This window comes from Cohnella thermotolerans DSM 17683 (assembly GCF_000429825.1).
Lineage (GTDB): Bacteria > Bacillota > Bacilli > Paenibacillales > Paenibacillaceae > Cohnella > Cohnella thermotolerans.
Window position 1 is genome coordinate 1 of sequence record NZ_AUCP01000092.1, and the last position, 15,558, is coordinate 15,558.

The 15,558-nt window shown below is 56.7% G+C and carries 18 protein-coding genes and 1 riboswitch; of the genes, 3 read left to right on the forward strand and 15 right to left on the reverse strand.

The genetic code is table 11. The annotated features are described in order from the left end of the window. The 4 genes from G485_RS29250 to G485_RS0115850 all read right to left on the reverse strand — a co-directional run. A partial coding sequence (locus G485_RS29250; RefSeq protein WP_420805792.1) for an IS91 family transposase occupies nt 1–517 on the reverse strand: 517 nt, incomplete at its 3' end. 229 nt (nt 518–746) lie between these two features. Beyond that, nucleotides 747–1,826 (reverse strand): ubiquitin-like domain-containing protein, encoded by a 1,080-nt coding sequence (locus G485_RS0115840; RefSeq protein ID WP_338027758.1) that lies wholly within the window; start codon nt 1,824–1,826, stop codon nt 747–749. 352 nt (nt 1,827–2,178) lie between these two features. After that, nucleotides 2,179–2,393: riboswitch (cyclic di-AMP (ydaO/yuaA leader) on the reverse strand. 178 nt (nt 2,394–2,571) lie between these two features. Further along, on the reverse strand, nt 2,572–3,345 hold the full coding sequence (locus tag G485_RS0115845) for a TatD family hydrolase (protein WP_027093346.1): 774 nt from the start codon (nt 3,343–3,345) through the stop codon (nt 2,572–2,574). Between the two features lie 39 nt (nt 3,346–3,384). Beyond that, nucleotides 3,385–4,680 (reverse strand): HD domain-containing protein, encoded by a 1,296-nt coding sequence (locus tag G485_RS0115850; protein WP_027093347.1) that lies wholly within the window; start codon nt 4,678–4,680, stop codon nt 3,385–3,387. A gap of 320 nt (nt 4,681–5,000) precedes the next feature. Between G485_RS0115850 and G485_RS0115855 the strand changes: the two genes are divergently transcribed. Then, a complete protein-coding gene (locus G485_RS0115855) occupies nt 5,001–5,255 on the forward strand; it encodes an AbrB/MazE/SpoVT family DNA-binding domain-containing protein (protein ID WP_027093348.1) in 255 nt (84 codons plus the stop codon). Nucleotides 5,256–5,373: 118 nt separating this feature from the next. On the opposite strand, the gene rsmI is transcribed toward G485_RS0115855, so the two are convergent. The 11 genes from rsmI to G485_RS0115910 all read right to left on the reverse strand — a co-directional run bounded on the left by rsmI (nt 5,374) and on the right by G485_RS0115910 (nt 14,584). Beyond that, nucleotides 5,374–6,330: a 16S rRNA (cytidine(1402)-2'-O)-methyltransferase gene (rsmI, locus tag G485_RS0115860; protein ID WP_420805793.1), complete on the reverse strand. Its 957-nt coding sequence runs from the start codon at nt 6,328–6,330 to the stop codon at nt 5,374–5,376. Then, nucleotides 6,327–7,115, reverse strand: a complete 789-nt coding sequence (locus G485_RS0115865; protein ID WP_027093350.1) for a tRNA1(Val) (adenine(37)-N6)-methyltransferase — start codon at nt 7,113–7,115, stop codon at nt 6,327–6,329. Before G485_RS0115865 ends, rsmI begins: the two co-directional genes overlap by 4 nt. Before the next feature lie 447 nt (nt 7,116–7,562). Further along, nucleotides 7,563–7,928, reverse strand: coding sequence for an initiation-control protein YabA (locus G485_RS0115870; protein WP_027093351.1), 366 nt, complete (start codon nt 7,926–7,928; stop codon nt 7,563–7,565). Nucleotides 7,929–7,968: 40 nt separating this feature from the next. Continuing rightward, nucleotides 7,969–8,769 (reverse strand): PSP1 domain-containing protein, encoded by an 801-nt coding sequence (locus G485_RS0115875; RefSeq protein WP_027093352.1) that lies wholly within the window; start codon nt 8,767–8,769, stop codon nt 7,969–7,971. Between the two features lie 2 nt (nt 8,770–8,771). Beyond that, complete coding sequence (holB, locus tag G485_RS0115880) at nt 8,772–9,749, reverse strand: DNA polymerase III subunit delta' (RefSeq protein ID WP_027093353.1); 978 nt, start codon at nt 9,747–9,749, stop codon at nt 8,772–8,774. A gap of 18 nt (nt 9,750–9,767) precedes the next feature. Next, on the reverse strand, nt 9,768–10,211 hold the full coding sequence (locus tag G485_RS0115885) for a YaaR family protein (protein WP_027093354.1): 444 nt from the start codon (nt 10,209–10,211) through the stop codon (nt 9,768–9,770). A gap of 21 nt (nt 10,212–10,232) precedes the next feature. After that, entirely contained in the window at nt 10,233–10,562 is a 330-nt protein-coding gene (locus tag G485_RS0115890; protein WP_027093355.1) for a cyclic-di-AMP receptor, read from the reverse strand. Between the two features lie 95 nt (nt 10,563–10,657). Then, entirely contained in the window at nt 10,658–11,287 is a 630-nt protein-coding gene (gene tmk, locus G485_RS0115895) for a dTMP kinase (RefSeq protein WP_027093356.1), read from the reverse strand. A gap of 22 nt (nt 11,288–11,309) precedes the next feature. Beyond that, complete coding sequence (gene wsfD, locus G485_RS0115900; RefSeq protein WP_051318336.1) at nt 11,310–12,758, reverse strand: glycan biosynthesis hexose transferase WsfD; 1,449 nt, start codon at nt 12,756–12,758, stop codon at nt 11,310–11,312. 35 nt (nt 12,759–12,793) lie between these two features. Continuing rightward, nucleotides 12,794–14,257: an aminotransferase class I/II-fold pyridoxal phosphate-dependent enzyme gene (locus G485_RS0115905; RefSeq protein ID WP_027093358.1), complete on the reverse strand. Its 1,464-nt coding sequence runs from the start codon at nt 14,255–14,257 to the stop codon at nt 12,794–12,796. Between the two features lie 135 nt (nt 14,258–14,392). Next, nucleotides 14,393–14,584, reverse strand: coding sequence for a sigma factor G inhibitor Gin (locus tag G485_RS0115910; RefSeq protein WP_420805794.1), 192 nt, complete (start codon nt 14,582–14,584; stop codon nt 14,393–14,395). A 129-nt stretch (nt 14,585–14,713) separates the two neighbouring features. Here G485_RS0115910 and G485_RS0115915 point away from each other — a divergent pair, with 129 nt between their 5' ends. Further along, a complete protein-coding gene (locus G485_RS0115915) occupies nt 14,714–15,241 on the forward strand; it encodes a hypothetical protein (protein WP_027093360.1) in 528 nt (175 codons plus the stop codon). A gap of 30 nt (nt 15,242–15,271) precedes the next feature. Then, a complete protein-coding gene (locus G485_RS0115920; protein WP_027093361.1) occupies nt 15,272–15,451 on the forward strand; it encodes a hypothetical protein in 180 nt (59 codons plus the stop codon). Nucleotides 15,452–15,558: the final 107 nt, after the last annotated feature.

A 15,558-nucleotide genomic window follows, 5' to 3' on the forward strand; every position in this document is an offset into this window, starting at 1 on the left:
TCTTCTTCATTCCTCCCATCGTTACAAGCATATGTACATGAGGATTGAAGTTAAGCCGTGCCCCAAACGTATGCAACCCGGCTACGATTCCGGGAGTTACCTTATGTTTCTTCTCAAAATGTTCTTTGACTAAGCGTACCGCTTCATCCATAAATTCTTTGAGTAATTTTGCCCGATGGAGCAGAAAGATTTCCCGCAATCCTTCGTCGATAGTGAAGACGACATGGCGGTGGTTGACTTGGAATACATCTTGTTCCAGGAGACGTGCCCATTCCTCTGTTTCTCCGCATGAACAGGTCGTACAGAATCTTCCTTTACAACGATACGGAACGAGCCGTAGGTCATGACATCCTTCACATACCAGCAGCTTAAAACCGTTTCTGGCATCCCCACATCGACGGAACTTCTCTACTTCCTTCCGTACATTGGCACGCAGCTTGCCGCCATGTTTTGCCACAAATCGATCCCAATGCGCTCGCTCATCAAAGAAGATTCGTTTCAAAATGTTCGTCTCCATATCCTAACCTTACCAAAAACAGAAATCAGGCGGAAGACATGCTCCCACCCCAAAATTTATAAATTCTATAATGTTAAAAAAAGGAAGAGGCTTCCCACCTCTTCCGCTTCACTTGCCGCATTCATTCGCATAGAATGAATTGATGCGTCCCGATCATGGCATCCGCTGGACGCTTGTCGGCCGCCGCTCCTCCTAGCGGGATGCGGAGGGCGATCCGGTGCCGGATCGGTCAGTCGGCCGAAGGTTTCACAGGTCCAATCACGTACACGGTATAACCGCGTTTGGTGCCGAACTTGTTCGCGTATTTCTCGCTATCGAAATACACGTCGATTTTCTTGCCTTTGATGGCGCTGCCCGTATCTTCGGCCCGGCGGAAGCCGATGCCTTCGATATAGACCCACCAGCCCAGCGGAATGACGTCCGGATCGACGGAGATCGTCCGTCCTTCGGACACGCGGGTTCCCGAGGCGGTGATGCCGTAGCCGGGATCGCCTTCATCCTTGCCGGTCGATTCCGGTCCTGCGGTATAAGCGGTCAGGGTCACGTTGCTGATGACGCGCTTAACCTTCACCGACTCCCCGTTCAGCTTGAGCGTCTTCGCATCCGTCGACGCTTCCGCGCTTGGGTTGTAGGCAAGGGAGACGACAGCGGGTTTCTTCTTGGTGCCTACCTTGACGATTTTCGGCACGGCGGCCTGAGCTACCGCCTTGGACGTCATGCGGTTGCTCACGAGGCGGCCGTCCTCATAGACTTTTTCGAATTTTTTGACGACAAGTCCTTGCTTGCCGGTTTGAACGACCTTCTGCTTGCCGAGCAGCAGGCTGCCGTCCTTCTTCTCCACGACCGTAAACTGTACGGGATATTTCGCTTCGCGCGTAACTTTGGTGACGCGGACGATGCGAATCTTCATCCCGTCATAAACCGGAGTGTCCAATGCGGGATAAATCTTGTCGTCGGCGTCCAACTTGACGTTCAGCGAGGACAAGACGTCCTTCACGGTCTCTTCGGTTGTATATTTCGTTTCGTTCTTCCCGTCGGCAATAAGCGTAATGCTGGAAGCGCGATCAATCACGATCGTGCTGCCGTCGTTCAGATCGGCATTCAAAGGCTGGGATAATTGATCGTACGGGCCTACGGCAATGCCTCGTTCCTTGAACAGCGATTGCACGTCGGCTGTACGGGTTTGGAAGACGGTTGATGTCCCGCCGTCCACGACGGTCACCTTCATGGCGGACGCGCCGTGCAGCAGCATTAGAAACAGGATGGTCATAGCAAAAGAGAGAATTGCGCAGAGCAGAATCAAACGCAAATGCTCATGCTTCCATCGCGCTGCGAAAAGCTTGCCGGTCGGTCGTGGATCATGGGTGTCCCCTAACGGAACAACGCCCATTTTCTCGTTCCTCCTTCATAGCCCCGCCGTCGACTGTTATGCATGACTTCGTCTGACGCGACTATCCATTGTGATAACGGCGCGGACACTCGTGTGAAGCGGCAATCACACGAACGATTCGCCGCCTTGCCCAGTTACGCGGTACCTGCGGGCCGATCGCATTCCCTGCCTTTCCTACACCAAAAACGGGCAACAAAAAAAGCCGACGACAGAGGATCTGTTCGTGGCTTCCGCTTGTGTGTGTACAAAGGGGAAATGGGCAGCACGAGGTGACCTCTCTCTAACACGCTTACGAGGTTAGCTGTCGGGTTCGGACACAGAGAGTTGCCCTATTCGCCGCCATCCGCCCGATCGTACAGACTCGAGATCGGATTCGGCGAAATTCACCCCAAGATTGCTCAGCCGCACAAGAACGAACAGACTTCGTATCCGTTCCCTGCGTCGGGTCCCCCGTTCTCCTTATCGGAGATTAAGCGTACTGGAAAAGGGATGCCATATTCAAACTCTTGTTGAAGATGATAACCTCTCGGCGCTGACCGTGTAAAGAAGGGTCAATCGGCGAAATAAGCCGTTTTGGAGGAAAAAAGCCCTTGCCATTTTAAATTCCCCAAACAAATTCAGTTTTTTCGGAGAGCAGGGCAATTTTCCTCGCTATGGAAGCGTTTTATCTCTCGAGTCCCAAACAGCAGATGCTATTTTGCTTCGTTATATTCCCGATTTCTTCCACAGAAATTCCTTTTATTTCCGCAGCCGCTTCGGCCACGAGACGGACGAAAGCGGACTCATTCCGCTTCCCTCGATGGGGGTGAGGAGCCAAATACGGGGCGTCCGTTTCGATCAACAATCGGTCGTCCGGAACCTTTGCAAGCACTTCCTTGGGAACTCTTGCATTTTTGAACGTCACCGGCCCTCCGAACGAAATATAGAAATTCATGTCGAGGCATTGCTTGGCCGTCTCCCAGCTTCCGGAGAAGCAATGCATGATGCCGCCGACCTCGGACGCGCCCTCTTCCCGCAGCAAGCGAACGACATCCTCGTGCGCGTCGCGGTTATGGATGACGATCGGCTTTTTCAGCCGTTTGGCCAATCGGATCTGCTCCCGGAAGACGGTATGCTGAACGTCCTTCGGAGACGTGTCCCAATAATAATCGAGGCCGATCTCGCCGATGGCGACGACCTTCGGATGCGCGCAGAGCCGCTCGATCCAGGCCAGATCTTCCTCCAACCGCATGTCGATCGCATCGGTCGGGTGCCAGCCGACGGCGGCGTAAATAAACGGGTACTTCTCCGCAAGGGCCATCGTCGTCGGAATCGTCTCCCGATTGAAGCCGATGTTCACGATCGTCTCCACCCCGGCCTCGCGGGCCCTTTGAATCATCTCCTCACGATCGTCGTCGAATTTTGGCGAGTCCAAATGCGCGTGTGTGTCGATCAACATGTCGTTTGCTGTCTCCTCTCGTATCCTTTCAAGGCCGAATTATTGCAGGTTCAACAGCTCGCGCGTCTCCGGCTTCAACCGGGAAGCCCGGGCGCGAAGCTCTTCCTCCGGATAATAAATGTAGTATTTCCCCTGGTGCAAGCCGGCGATCGAGCGAATGATTTCCGAACGGGCGGAAATTTCCGACACCCGCTCCTTCTCGTCCAGCAGAAGGATCGGGGGCTTCTCCTTCACGTCCGGCTCCGTTCCCGGCTTGTATAGATCATAAGGAAGATCGACGGGCGTGTCCATCTCCAGATGATATTCCGGATGCAGCCCGATCTCCACCCACTCCTTCCGCAAGCGGTCCAGGAAGGTCTCATCCAGGCTCTCCAGGGTTATATATTTGTACAGTCTTCGGTTCTGGAACCTTCGGCACAGATCCGAGAGCAGGCGGTCCTCTTCATGAATCCATTGGCCGAAGGCGGCCTGGACAAGCGCGTCGTCGAGCGACAGGTATCCTTCCACCGTAAGCGAGCCTTCGAACAACTGCCGCAGCGGAGGCAGCAGGAAGCCGAACCGGTAGCCTTCTCTGTAGAGCTCGCCCGCGCGGCGGAAAATTTGGCGAAGCAGGATGTCAGAGCTGCGGGTGACCGGATGAAAATAAACTTGCCAATACATCTGATACCGCGCCATCAGATAGGCTTCGACCGCATGCATGCCGCTCTCCTTGACGACAATCGCGCCTTGGTAGGGCCTGAGCACGCGGAGAATGCGGTCCAGATCGAAGGACCCATAATTGACTCCCGTGAAATAGGCGTCCCGGAGCAAATAATCCATCCGGTCGGCGTCCATTTGGCTGGAGACGAGGCTGACGACGATCGGTTTGCCGTACGTCTTCCGAATGACGTCCGCGACTTTGCCGGGGAAGTCCTCGCCCACTTCCCGCAGAACACGGTGAATGGAGGTGTCCCCCGTAATGATGTCGCAGGTCCATTTCTCATGGTCCGTTTGGAACACATGTTCGATCGCGTGGGAGAAAGGGCCGTGTCCGACATCATGCAACAAAGATGCGCATAAACTTACCAATTTTTCCTCTTGCGGCCAATCCTTGTATCGATTACGCTCAAATTGGTCGATGATTTTGCGTGTAATTTCGTATACGCCGAGCGAATGGGAGAACCGGCTATGCTCGGCGCCGTGAAAGGTCAAATAAGTCGTGCCCAATTGACGAATCCTTCGCAATCGTTGAAATTCCGGCGTGTTAATCAGCTTCCAGATGGTGGCGTCCTGCACGTATACGGAATGATGAACCGGGTCCTTAAACACTTTCTCTTCCTCCAAGCGACGAAGCACCGTATGCACCCCCAAAAAAGATTTTTCAAATTTCGACAAACCTTCGCGAAACTATTGTCGAATAATGTCGTTTAATAAGACGTATGAATTGGCCGTTTTTTTGGTTTGAAAAGCTGAAGATCCTTAAAAAACGCTAATTTCCCCCCTACTTTCAGCAATTCTTTCGATTGGCGCTGTTGACTTATTTGGGAATGGTTGGTATGATAGAAAGCGATAATTCGGGAATTTTGTCGAATTATGACGAATACAAATTCGCTTTCAACATTGAAGCTGTATTTGCATTTTAATTTCATTCTAACTTGAAAAGAGGGAGTTTCCAAATGATGAAATCTACGGGAATTGTGCGCAAGGTTGACGAGTTGGGACGGGTGGTCATCCCGATCGAGCTGCGTCGGACGCTCGGCATCGGAGAGAAGGACGCGCTTGAGATCTATGTGGACGGCGAGCGCATCATGCTGAAGAAATACGAGCCCGCCTGTATCTTCTGCGGCAACGCGGAAAGCGTCATTTACTTCAAAGGAAAAATTGTTTGCAGAGATTGTTTGAAGGATTTGCCTTCTCCTGTGACAAATTAAAGAAAAGTGTGCTATAATAAAGAACGAAATCTACCAATTGTTAATTCTAACCTTTTTATATCTCCTTGCACCCTCCCGAGCTGCGCCCGGGAGGGACTTTTTTCTTGCCGTTGTCGCCTTACGCTTGGCGCTCCTCTTCGAGCAGGGCCTGGTAGACGTCCCTGCGGGACTGTCCGCGATCGCGCGCGGCGAGCCGCATCGCCTCCTTGCGGCTGTGGCCCTCTTGCTCGTAGCGCTCCACATGACGAGCGAGCGAAAGAGCGGACCACCAAGCTTCCGGAACCGCCGGCGCTTCCGGGTGTTCCTCTCCTTCCGCGGCGTGCGCCCGGGAAGTTCCTTCTATTATAATGCAGCATTCCCCCATGGGCGGATGCTCTTCCAAATAATCGGCGCACGCTTGCGCGGTGCCCCGAATCGCCTCCTCATGGCGCTTCGTCAGCTCGCGCACGATCGCCACGCGGCGCCGGCCCCAGCGGGCCGCCAGCGCCTGCAGCGTTTTCTTCAGCCGATGCGGCGCCTCGTACAGAAGGATCGTTCCCGGTTCCGCGCTTAGGCTGTCGAGGAACCGGTCCAATCCTTTGCGGTCGCGGGGCGGGAAGCCCGCGAACAAGAACCGATCGGTCGGCAAGCCGGATATAATGAGCGCCGACAAGGCCGCATTCGCGCCCGGAATCGGAACGACCGGGATGCCCTGGGCGACGGCTTCGGCCACCAGGTCGGCGCCGGGGTCGGAGATTGCCGGGAGGCCCGCGTCGCTGACGAGCGCAATGCTTTGCCCGTCCGCGAGCAGCCGGATCAACTCGGGACCGCTTGCTTCTTTATTATGCTCATGATAGGCGACGATCCGTTTGCTGATTTCGAAATGCGACAGCAGCTTGCGCGTTTGCCGGGTGTCCTCCGCGGCGATCAGATCGACCTCCCGCAGCGTTCGGATCGCCCGGAACGTCATATCCTCCAAATTGCCGATCGGCGTAGCGACCAGATAAAGCGTTCCGGGCGCCTCCCGCTCCGCGAAGCTCTTCTGGACCGTCACCGACAGCCAGTCGTCCCCTTGATTCCGTTCGTTCGAATTCACTCTTCGTTCTCCTCCGTCTCCGGCTTGCCTGCGTCGTCCAGTTCTCCTCGGCGCCCGTAGAACACGTCCAGCAGCTCCTGCGTATAATGCCTATCCTTATCATAGACGATCAGCGGCGGCAGCAACCGCACTTCCGGCCGTCCTTCCTTCAACGCCTCGATGAGAACCATATTCGCTTCTCTGTCCGCATGCGAATGAACGAAGCGCATTCGCTTCGGCTCCAACCGGCAGCGCCTCATCTCGACGATAATCTCCGCGAGCCGGGCCGGACGATGGACCATGGAGACACGCCCTCCCCGCTTCACCAGCCGCGAGCAGGCATCGACTACGTCGGCGAGGGTGCAGCCGATCTCGTGCCGGGCCATGGCCTGATGGATGTTCTCCTTGTGTTCGCCCGATCCGACCGGCATATAAGGAGGATTGACCGTTACGGCATCGTACGGCCCTTCCGCGCTTTCAAACACCTTCAAGTCGCCCTCCGCAATGCGAATCCGGCCGTCCAGCCCGTTCAACCGTACGCTGCGGCGCGCCATGTCCGCGAGCCGAGGCTGAATCTCCACGCCTTCGATCGCCGCCGCCGTGCGGGTGGACAAGAGCAGCGGCACGACTCCGTTGCCTGTGCACAGATCGAGTACCCGCCCGCGCGGGGGTACGCTCGCGAAGCGAGCCAACAGCACCGCGTCCAGGGAGAAGCTGAACACCTCCGAACTCTGAATGATTTTCAGCTCATAGGTCAGCAGATCGTCCAGGCGTTCGCCCGGCTGCAAATCGATTTGTTGCGGCATTGCATCATCTCATCCTGTTCCCGTATCGTTAACCTAAGCTTACTTGATTTGACGGCCGATTGCACCCGCTTGGACAATTTCGTACCGTCCTTTAAAAGGAAACAGACCCCGAACGTCCCGAAAGACGGAGGTCTATCCCGCATCCCATCTGTATCTAGAAACCATTCCCCTACTGGGCCAAAAGTAAAACGATCGAGAAAAGGCCGAGGCAAGGTTGCCTGCTTGAAAGCTCCATCCAATGCCACTACCCCAAGCATGCTGGCCCATCACGAGCGTGACGACGAGCAAAGTGTGGTTCGTCTCTTCGATTGTAGTCGGTAAAGTTTGCTAATGTCAACGTCATCCATTCGACATAAATCGGCGTTCATTCCTGTTCCGGTAACACCCGCCCTCCAAAACAAAAAGACCACCCGTCCCGAAGGACAGGCGGCTCTCGTATCCGCAAATTTATTTACTTAAGAAGGAAAGGCAGAACAGGCAGTCGCCTTCCATTCTCAAGTGACCGTAATAAACGTTGCAAATATGAAATCCTTCATGATAAAGCCGGGCCAAGTTATCGTAACCTTCCCCGACGGCGGCCGCGAGCGTCCCTTTGTCTTCGCCCTTGGCGGCAGCCGGTTCTTCCGCCGCCTCCGTCGGGATGTCGGCCGTCGTCTCGCGCTTCAGCACTTTGCGCAGCTGCTGATTCTCGATCCGAAGACGTTGGTTCTCTTCGAGCAGTTCCTTAAACTTCAGCTTGAGCTCGCCGAAGTCGGAATGGATACGGCCCAGTTGCGATTCGAGTTCGTCTACGCGAAGGAAAATGTCGTTCATCAACCACTTACACCTCAAGCATCAGGTTGTGTCGATGCGGTTACTTGACCACAACGTCTTCAAAAGACAGTTCTTTCACTTTGCCGAGTTCGAACAATTGGACGTGTACCGAGCGGCTGCCTACGTTGAGGCCGACAACCTTGCCTTCGCCGAACGAAGTGACGACCAGCTTCCCGACGGCCGGCAGCTCTTCCCGGGCGCTCTCGTAATTGTCATGCTCGAACTTCAGGCAGCACATCAGCCGTCCGCACAACCCCGATATCTTCGTCGGGTTGAGGGATAAATTCTGATCCTTCGCCATCTTGATGGAGACGGGATCGAAATCCCCCAACCAGGACGAGCAGCATAGAACGCGTCCGCACGGTCCGATTCCGCCAAGCATCTTGGCCTCGTCGCGTACGCCGATCTGTCGCAGTTCGATGCGAGTCCGGAACACGCCGGCCAAGTCCTTGACCAGCTCCCGGAAATCGACGCGTCCTTCGGCCGTAAAATAAAAGATGATCTTGTTCCGGTCAAACGTGTACTCCACGTCCACCAGCTTCATCTTCAGCTGATGATCCTTGATCTTCTGCAATCCGATGGCGAATGCGTTCTTCGCCGCGTTCCGGTTCTCCTCGACGGCGCGGGCGTCGCTCTCTCCCGCGACCCGGATCACCTTCTTAAGCGGAAGAACGACATCGGATTCGTCCACCTTCTTCGGGCCAATGACGACGGTGCCGTATTCGACGCCTCTGGCCGTCTCCACGATGACATGCTGATCTTTGGATACCGGATGCTCGGCGGGGTCGAAATAATAGATTTTGCCCGCTTTCTTGAAGCGGACACCGACAACATCGTACAAATCTACCCCTCCCGCGAGTGTACCAGAAATTGCTCAAGGGCCAACTGCGGCTGCACATTTGCTTTGATGCGCCTGACCGCTGTCAGCGCCAGTTCCATGGCCTTGACCCAACTGCCCAAGCTGCGGGTCCAGGCGTTCCTGGAGAGCCATTCCGACTGGTCGGAGAACACCATGCGCTCCTCCCGGCCGGTGATTACGTAAATCATATCTCTATACCACAAGGCAAGCATTTGCAACAAAATGTCTATATGTTCCGAGAGATCCGTCTTAAAAACTTGCTGTTGCGCGGTCAACAGAACAGCAGGGAACCGGGACGGCGTCTCCTTGCCTAATTGTATCACTACGTTTCGAGTTTCTGCAAACCAATTCTCTTGAGCAAGCGCCCGGGCCGCTTCCAGGCCCGAAGCCAGATGGACCGCCGCGCGGGCCAGCAGAGGCGGGCATCCTTCCGCAATGAGCGCCTTCTCGAGCTCCAGCGGATCGCCCGGCACGAACGGGACAAGCTGCGACCGCGACAGAATCGTCGGAAGCACCGACTGCGGACCGGGCGCGATTAGAATCGCCACCACAGGCGACGGAGGTTCTTCAAGAAATTTAAGCAGGCTGTTGGCAGCCTGCACGGTCATCGTCTCCGAACCTTCAATAATGTAGACTTTCCTGCCCGCTCCGGGGCTGCGGTAAGAGAGCTCCCGCTGCAGCTCGCGGATTTGCTCGATCTTGACGCTGGCGCCGTCCGGAACGACCGTATGCAGATCGGGATGATTCCCGTGCAGCACCTTGCGGCATTCCAGACACTCGCCGCAAGCGTCCTCGCCCCGCTTCTCGCAGAACAGCGTCTGCGCGAACGCTTGCGCCATGGCGCGCCGCCCGCTTCCGGCAGGGCCTGCGAACAGGTAAGCATGCGCCACCCGGCCGGACCGGATCGCGTTCTGCAGCAGCGTGCGGGCCCGCGGTTGTCCGGGAACGTCGCGTAACGCCATCTAACATGCACTCCTTCGTCAGAACAACAAATTGATCAGCAGCCCGCGAATTTCGCCGACCTTCTGAAGCAGCTCCAGCCGGCCTTCCTCGCTCTGGAGCAGCTCTTCTCCCATACTGACAAGCAGGTTGTCGACTTCTTCGAGAATTTTGTACCGTTTGCCCCGTCCGCGGCGATCCCAGCCCTTCGTCTCCTTCAGCTTGATGCCGCGTCGGACGGTATCCTCAAGGAAGCCCTTGACCATCAGCCGATACAGCTTCAGCTCCCGGACGGTCATCGAACGCATGAGCCGGTCTCCCTGGGCGCGGATGTCCTCCAGCTTGCGCTGCAGCTCCTCCAGGGAACGGTCTTCTTCCTGATATTGCAAGAAGTCCCCGAACGTCTGCGTCGGGGCCTGTCGGGTCGGGGATTCGCTTCGTTGAACGGTTTTGTTTAACGGAAAATAGCCAGGTTCAATCTTCACGCATCATCACCGCAGCTTTGCTTAGAAATGTTCGAACCGTTCGACCGGCAGCACGAAGACGGCGGCGCCTCCCACCTGAACTTCAACGGGGAAAGGAATGTACGAATCCGCCGCGCCGCTGACCGGCGATACCGGCGTCACCAGTTGATCCCGAATTTTGCAGTTGGCCCTTATGACATCGAGCACTTGCTGAACGCGCTCGTCTTCGATCCCGATCAGAAACGTCGTATTGCCTGCCCGAAGGAAGCCCCCCGTACTTGCCAGCTTGGTCGCACGGAATCCTTCCTTGATCAGCGCGTTCGACAGCCGGTTGCTGTCCTTATCCTGAATGACGGCAATGATCAGTTTCATTTTGCCAGTCTCCCTTCAGTTATCGGGTATCGGTTCCTACTCTATTCTAATTAGACGCCGTACCGCCAAAATCCTCTATTGCTCCGCAATTCGCGTCAAGCGAGTTTGGCCGCGATGAACGCCCACGTTTTCTCGGCGACCGCTTCCGCCTTCTCCGACGCGTCGATCTTCACAATTCTCTCCGGGTAGCGCTCCGCGACGAGCAGGTACCCCTCCCGTACGCGCCGGTGGAACGCAAGCCCTTCCACGTCGAGCCGGTTCACTTCCCGCGCCTCGTTCGCGCGAATCCGCTTCAATCCGATCTCCGGCTCAAGATCGAGATAAATCGTCAAATCCGGCTCGCAACCCTCCGTTGCGAACCGGTTAATCTCCCCGACCGCATCGATGCCCAATCCGCGCGCATAGCCTTGATACGCCAAACTGCTGTCCACGAACCGGTCGCACAGCACCGTCACCCCTTGCTGAAGAGCCGGCATCACTTTCTCGGCCAGATGCTGCCTGCGCGCCGCGGCATACAGGAGCGCTTCCGTACGCGCATCCATCGCCGTATTTTCCCTGTCCAGCACGATCGCCCGGATCGCTTCCGCGATCGGAATTCCGCCCGGCTCCCGGGTCGCCATCACCTCGTGTCCCGCTTCTCTCAGCCGCTTCGTCAAAGCCTCGATCAGCGTCGTTTTTCCGGACCCTTCTCCGCCTTCGATCGTGATGAACTTTCCTTTGGACACCTGCCGATGCTCCTCCCTATTCTTACCCCTTGCGTATATAAACCAATCGGGTCAATCCGTACCAAGCGCCAACGATGACGCTTACTACCATCATATCAAAGCATACGTTAAACATAAACAAATGCTTGCTTAAATCCGCTTCTCCGTCCCCGATGAGCGGGATGGTGAACGCGAACGATCCGGCCAATGCGACGACCGCAAGCGTCTCCAATGCCAAGCGAACCCTTCCGGATCGGGTGCGAAGCCACCAGACGACGAGGATAGCGAGATACAGCGCATAGAATGAAGCGAACCAGGTTAGGGAATGCGGCATTTGGCGATATTTCCATTCGCTCCACGAGCTGAATTTGTAGCTGATGGCGCCCGGAGGCTTGCCGGACGTCCGTTCGTAATTTCCCAGGTAATAGGGGCGAATGGCCGTCCCCGATTGGGCCGCTTTCTGCAATTTGCCGACGAATCTTAGGGGATGCTTCAAATAAAACACGGCTATATCTTTATGCCCGAGCTTATCCAGCACTTCCCGCTTCAGTTCGGGATCTTTCTGCGAGATCGGCGTATTTTTCTGAAAATAATTCGTTCCCGCCAGCACCGCGTATTTCGCCGGGATGCCCAACTCCCGCATATCTGCCGCCACATCGGGTGAATCTTTAAGCACTCCGTAGAAAATCGACTGGTACAAATTCGTGTGCACCAGCCGATTCGGCGCGAACGCGATCATGACGATCGAACCGGCGAGCAGAATGCCGACGCCGGCCCACGTCTGCCGGCGCCATCTGCGGTCCGGGCGAAGCGTGCCCATCCGCCAGGCGAGAAGCCCGAACGCGAAGCCGAGCGGAGCGTTCTGAATTTTGGCGGTCGCAACCGCAAGCGCGGATGCGACGAACAGCGCGAACAGCTTGCCCGAGGGCTTCTCGGAAGCCGCCAAAGCCATCGCCGACGCGACCGCGAGCAGCGTGCCGACCAGCGCGTACGGCTCGCCGAAAAACGACTGAAAATAGGCGGCGTACCCGATATCGCCGAACACCCAAATGAGCGAGACGGCCGTAATCGCCGCCATGGCCGCCGTAGCCCGTTTGCTTGGGAACGTCGGCGCATGGCGGGTGAACAGAGCCAAGGCGGCCATCATGAGCGCCAGATAGATCGCTCCCAGAAAACGAATGTCGTATGTATGGCCGTTGAACAACCGGGAGATCCATCCGGACAGCGCCACAAGAAGGACGTGCGTGGAGACGTAGCCGCCCCTCGAGTAACTTCCATAAGCGTAAGTGGCGTGGGAATAAGCGAAGTAGCGCTCCGCATAAGGCTCGTTCGGATGAAGCGGAGCGATGCCCGAGGCGCCCATGACGCGCGCGAAATCTCCGTTGTCGGCCAGGCCGATGAACGGAGAAACCATAATCAGACTGACGATGAGTACGCCTGCCGCCAAGCTGCCTAGCCACGCAATGGGCTTGCGAATATCTCGAAAAAACATGCGAATCTCGCTTCCTCCTTCCTTGATGTATTCGGTTATCGTTTGAGTACCTTCAACGTTCGAAGCGTCGCATCCGATGCACCTTGGATTCGCGCTCCCTGCTTCCGCCATCGCTCAAGCTGCTTCCGAATGGAAGGCGTCACAATTTCCCCCGGATAGAGCACCGGGATTCCCGGCGGGTAGGGGATGACCCACTCCCCGGCCGCTCTGCCCTCCGCCTGCCCTAGCTCGACCGCTTCCGTATCGTCCGCTTCGCCATGCAGAATGACCGGCTCGGGAAGTTCCTTCGCCAAGGCAAAGAAGCTCGCTTCCTCGCGCCGCCCCGCCGCGGGCCGATCTTCCAGCCGATGCGTCCGGGCAATGTGCTTCAGCGCGGCCAGCAGCGATTGGCCGTTGTCCGGCCTCGTACCGGTTCCGAATGCGAGCACGACGTAACGGTCGTCAGCCATCTCCGCGATGCAGCCGAGCCGCTCGAGCTCGTCGCGGAGCGAGAACCCGTCCAGCGTTCCGGTTGCGTCGAAAAGGACGAGCTTGAGGGGGTCGATCGCATACGGACCCCGCGTCGTATCGGCGGCTAGCGCTTTAAATGGGGTGCCCGCCAAGCCCGCCCGCGTCTCATCGGCTGTGCGCAGCGCTTGCTCGAACGATCTTTCCTTCTTCATGTGCAGCTCGCGGCGCGCCAAATCGAGCGAAGCCATGATCGGATACGACGGGCTCGAACTTTGCACCATTCGCAAGTATTGCCGAACGGCGCTTTTCGATACAAGCTGTCCCTGAAGGTGAAGCATCGCTCCCATCGTCATGGCGGACAGCATCTTGTGCGCCGATTGCACGACGACGTCGGCCCCCATCTGCAGGGCGCTGGCGGGAAAAGCCGGATGCCGCCCGAAATGCGGACCGTGCGCCTCGTCGACCAACACGGGAATGCGCCGTTCGTGCGCTTCCCGTATCGAGTCCCTCAAATCGGAAGCCATTCCGTAATAGTTGGGATTGCTCAGCAGCAGAGCCTTGGCCTCCGGATAGCGGCGCAGCGCTTCCCGGACAGTCTCTGCCGCGGGAACGACTGCAAGGCCGGAGGCCGGGTCGACGGCCGGCGGCAGAAAGACGACGCGCGCTCCCGCCAGCATCAATCCGTGAACGACCGATTTATGGACGTTGCGCTGAACGAGCATTAACTCGCCGGGACGGCAGACGCCCAGGATCATGGCCAAATTGCCGGCCGTGCTTCCTCCGACCAGGAACCGGGTTTCCTCGGCTCCGAAGCAATCCGCCGCCAACGCTTCCGCATCCGCGATGACGCCTTCCGGATGGTGCAGGTCGTCCGTGTCCGATAACTCCGTCAAGTCGATCGGCAGCAGCTCCGCGTATCGGCGGACGGCATCGGTCTTGTCCCATGTCGCCCTCCCCTTGTGGCCGGGCACGTGAAAGGCGGCCGCTCTCCTCTCGGCATGCCGCTCCAGAGCTTCGTAGAGAGGCGCTCGATTCGCATCCAATCGCATGTGATCCTTCCTTGCTTCAGCTTCATTTTCGCATCGGCTTGAACGGGTTCATTATACCATGAAAAAAGAAAACGTCAGCCCGCGTGCTGCGGCGCTGACGGTTCGAATGCAACCGGCGGTTTCGCTTGCATGATCTCAAGCGTGGAACCGAACCCAAATCTGGCGAAGCTGTCTTACAAAGAACGGATATCTCTCGTCTTCCACTTTCGTGCCGACCATCTCCGATTCGCAAGAGGAACATATAAATTCGCTTACGATATGAATGCCTTCTTCTTTCGGTTGGCCGCAGACAATACAGGTTTTCGCATCGCCCTGATCCATTGCCATCCCTGCTTTCTATACTCTTATACGTCCAGTATGCCGCAAATTCTATGAAAATATACGCGAAAACATAACATTCGCCGTTCATAACGCCGATAGTAAAAGACAGAACCGCGACAATGAGGAGAACGCACAATGACGGATCAACCGGAGCACCGCGAACCCACGATCTATCATTACAAGCTCATACGCAAAATGAATCTTCGACCGGAAGCGAAATACAGCTATATGACGACCGCGCTCATGGGCACGGGAACGATTGGCGCTCTTTACGGTCTGTTAGGCTTGCTGTACGCCGTAGTCGGCCTGCTTCTGATGGTCGCCGTCCATGCGATCGTCCTTCGCATTACGCTCAGGCGGGTGGACGAGCCTTCGGAGAAAAGGTGGGCTTTCCGCTTCGAATGGCCGTGGATCGGCCCGCTGCCGGTCATGGATACGAACCTCTCGCTTTTCCGCAGACTGCATTTCCATTTGACGCTCGTCGGCTGCTGCGTTGTCGGCCTGTTTTATCCGTGGGCGAACGATTCGCTTCTCCTTGCCCTTACTTATTGGCACTGCTGGCTGCTGGCCCCCCGCTTCGTGCTGCTGCTTCGCATGCGGAAGGATAGAGGGGACGGCGTCATTCGGTTGGCGGCCGAGGAAGTTTCTTATTATCACCGATAGCAAGTTGCCGGAAGACGGAGCACTTGTGGAGTGTTCCGTCTTCCGATCAAGCAGCGCGACATTTTGGTGCTCGACGCCAAGTTCGAGCTGTCGATCGCCGAGACCGCAGCAGATGAACGAGTGAACCGCGTCACGAATGGTACGATCGGTTGGCCGGCGACCCGGTCGAGAGAATATCGCCCGGCGCCGAGCGAATCCGAACCATTGTAACCAAATAGCGGCCCTGTCGGCCCGCAAAAAAAAGAAGCACCCCCAAGCGGAGATGCTTCTCTTCTGCTTATCCGGCCCGGCAGCGTCCTACTCTCCCAGGACCCTGC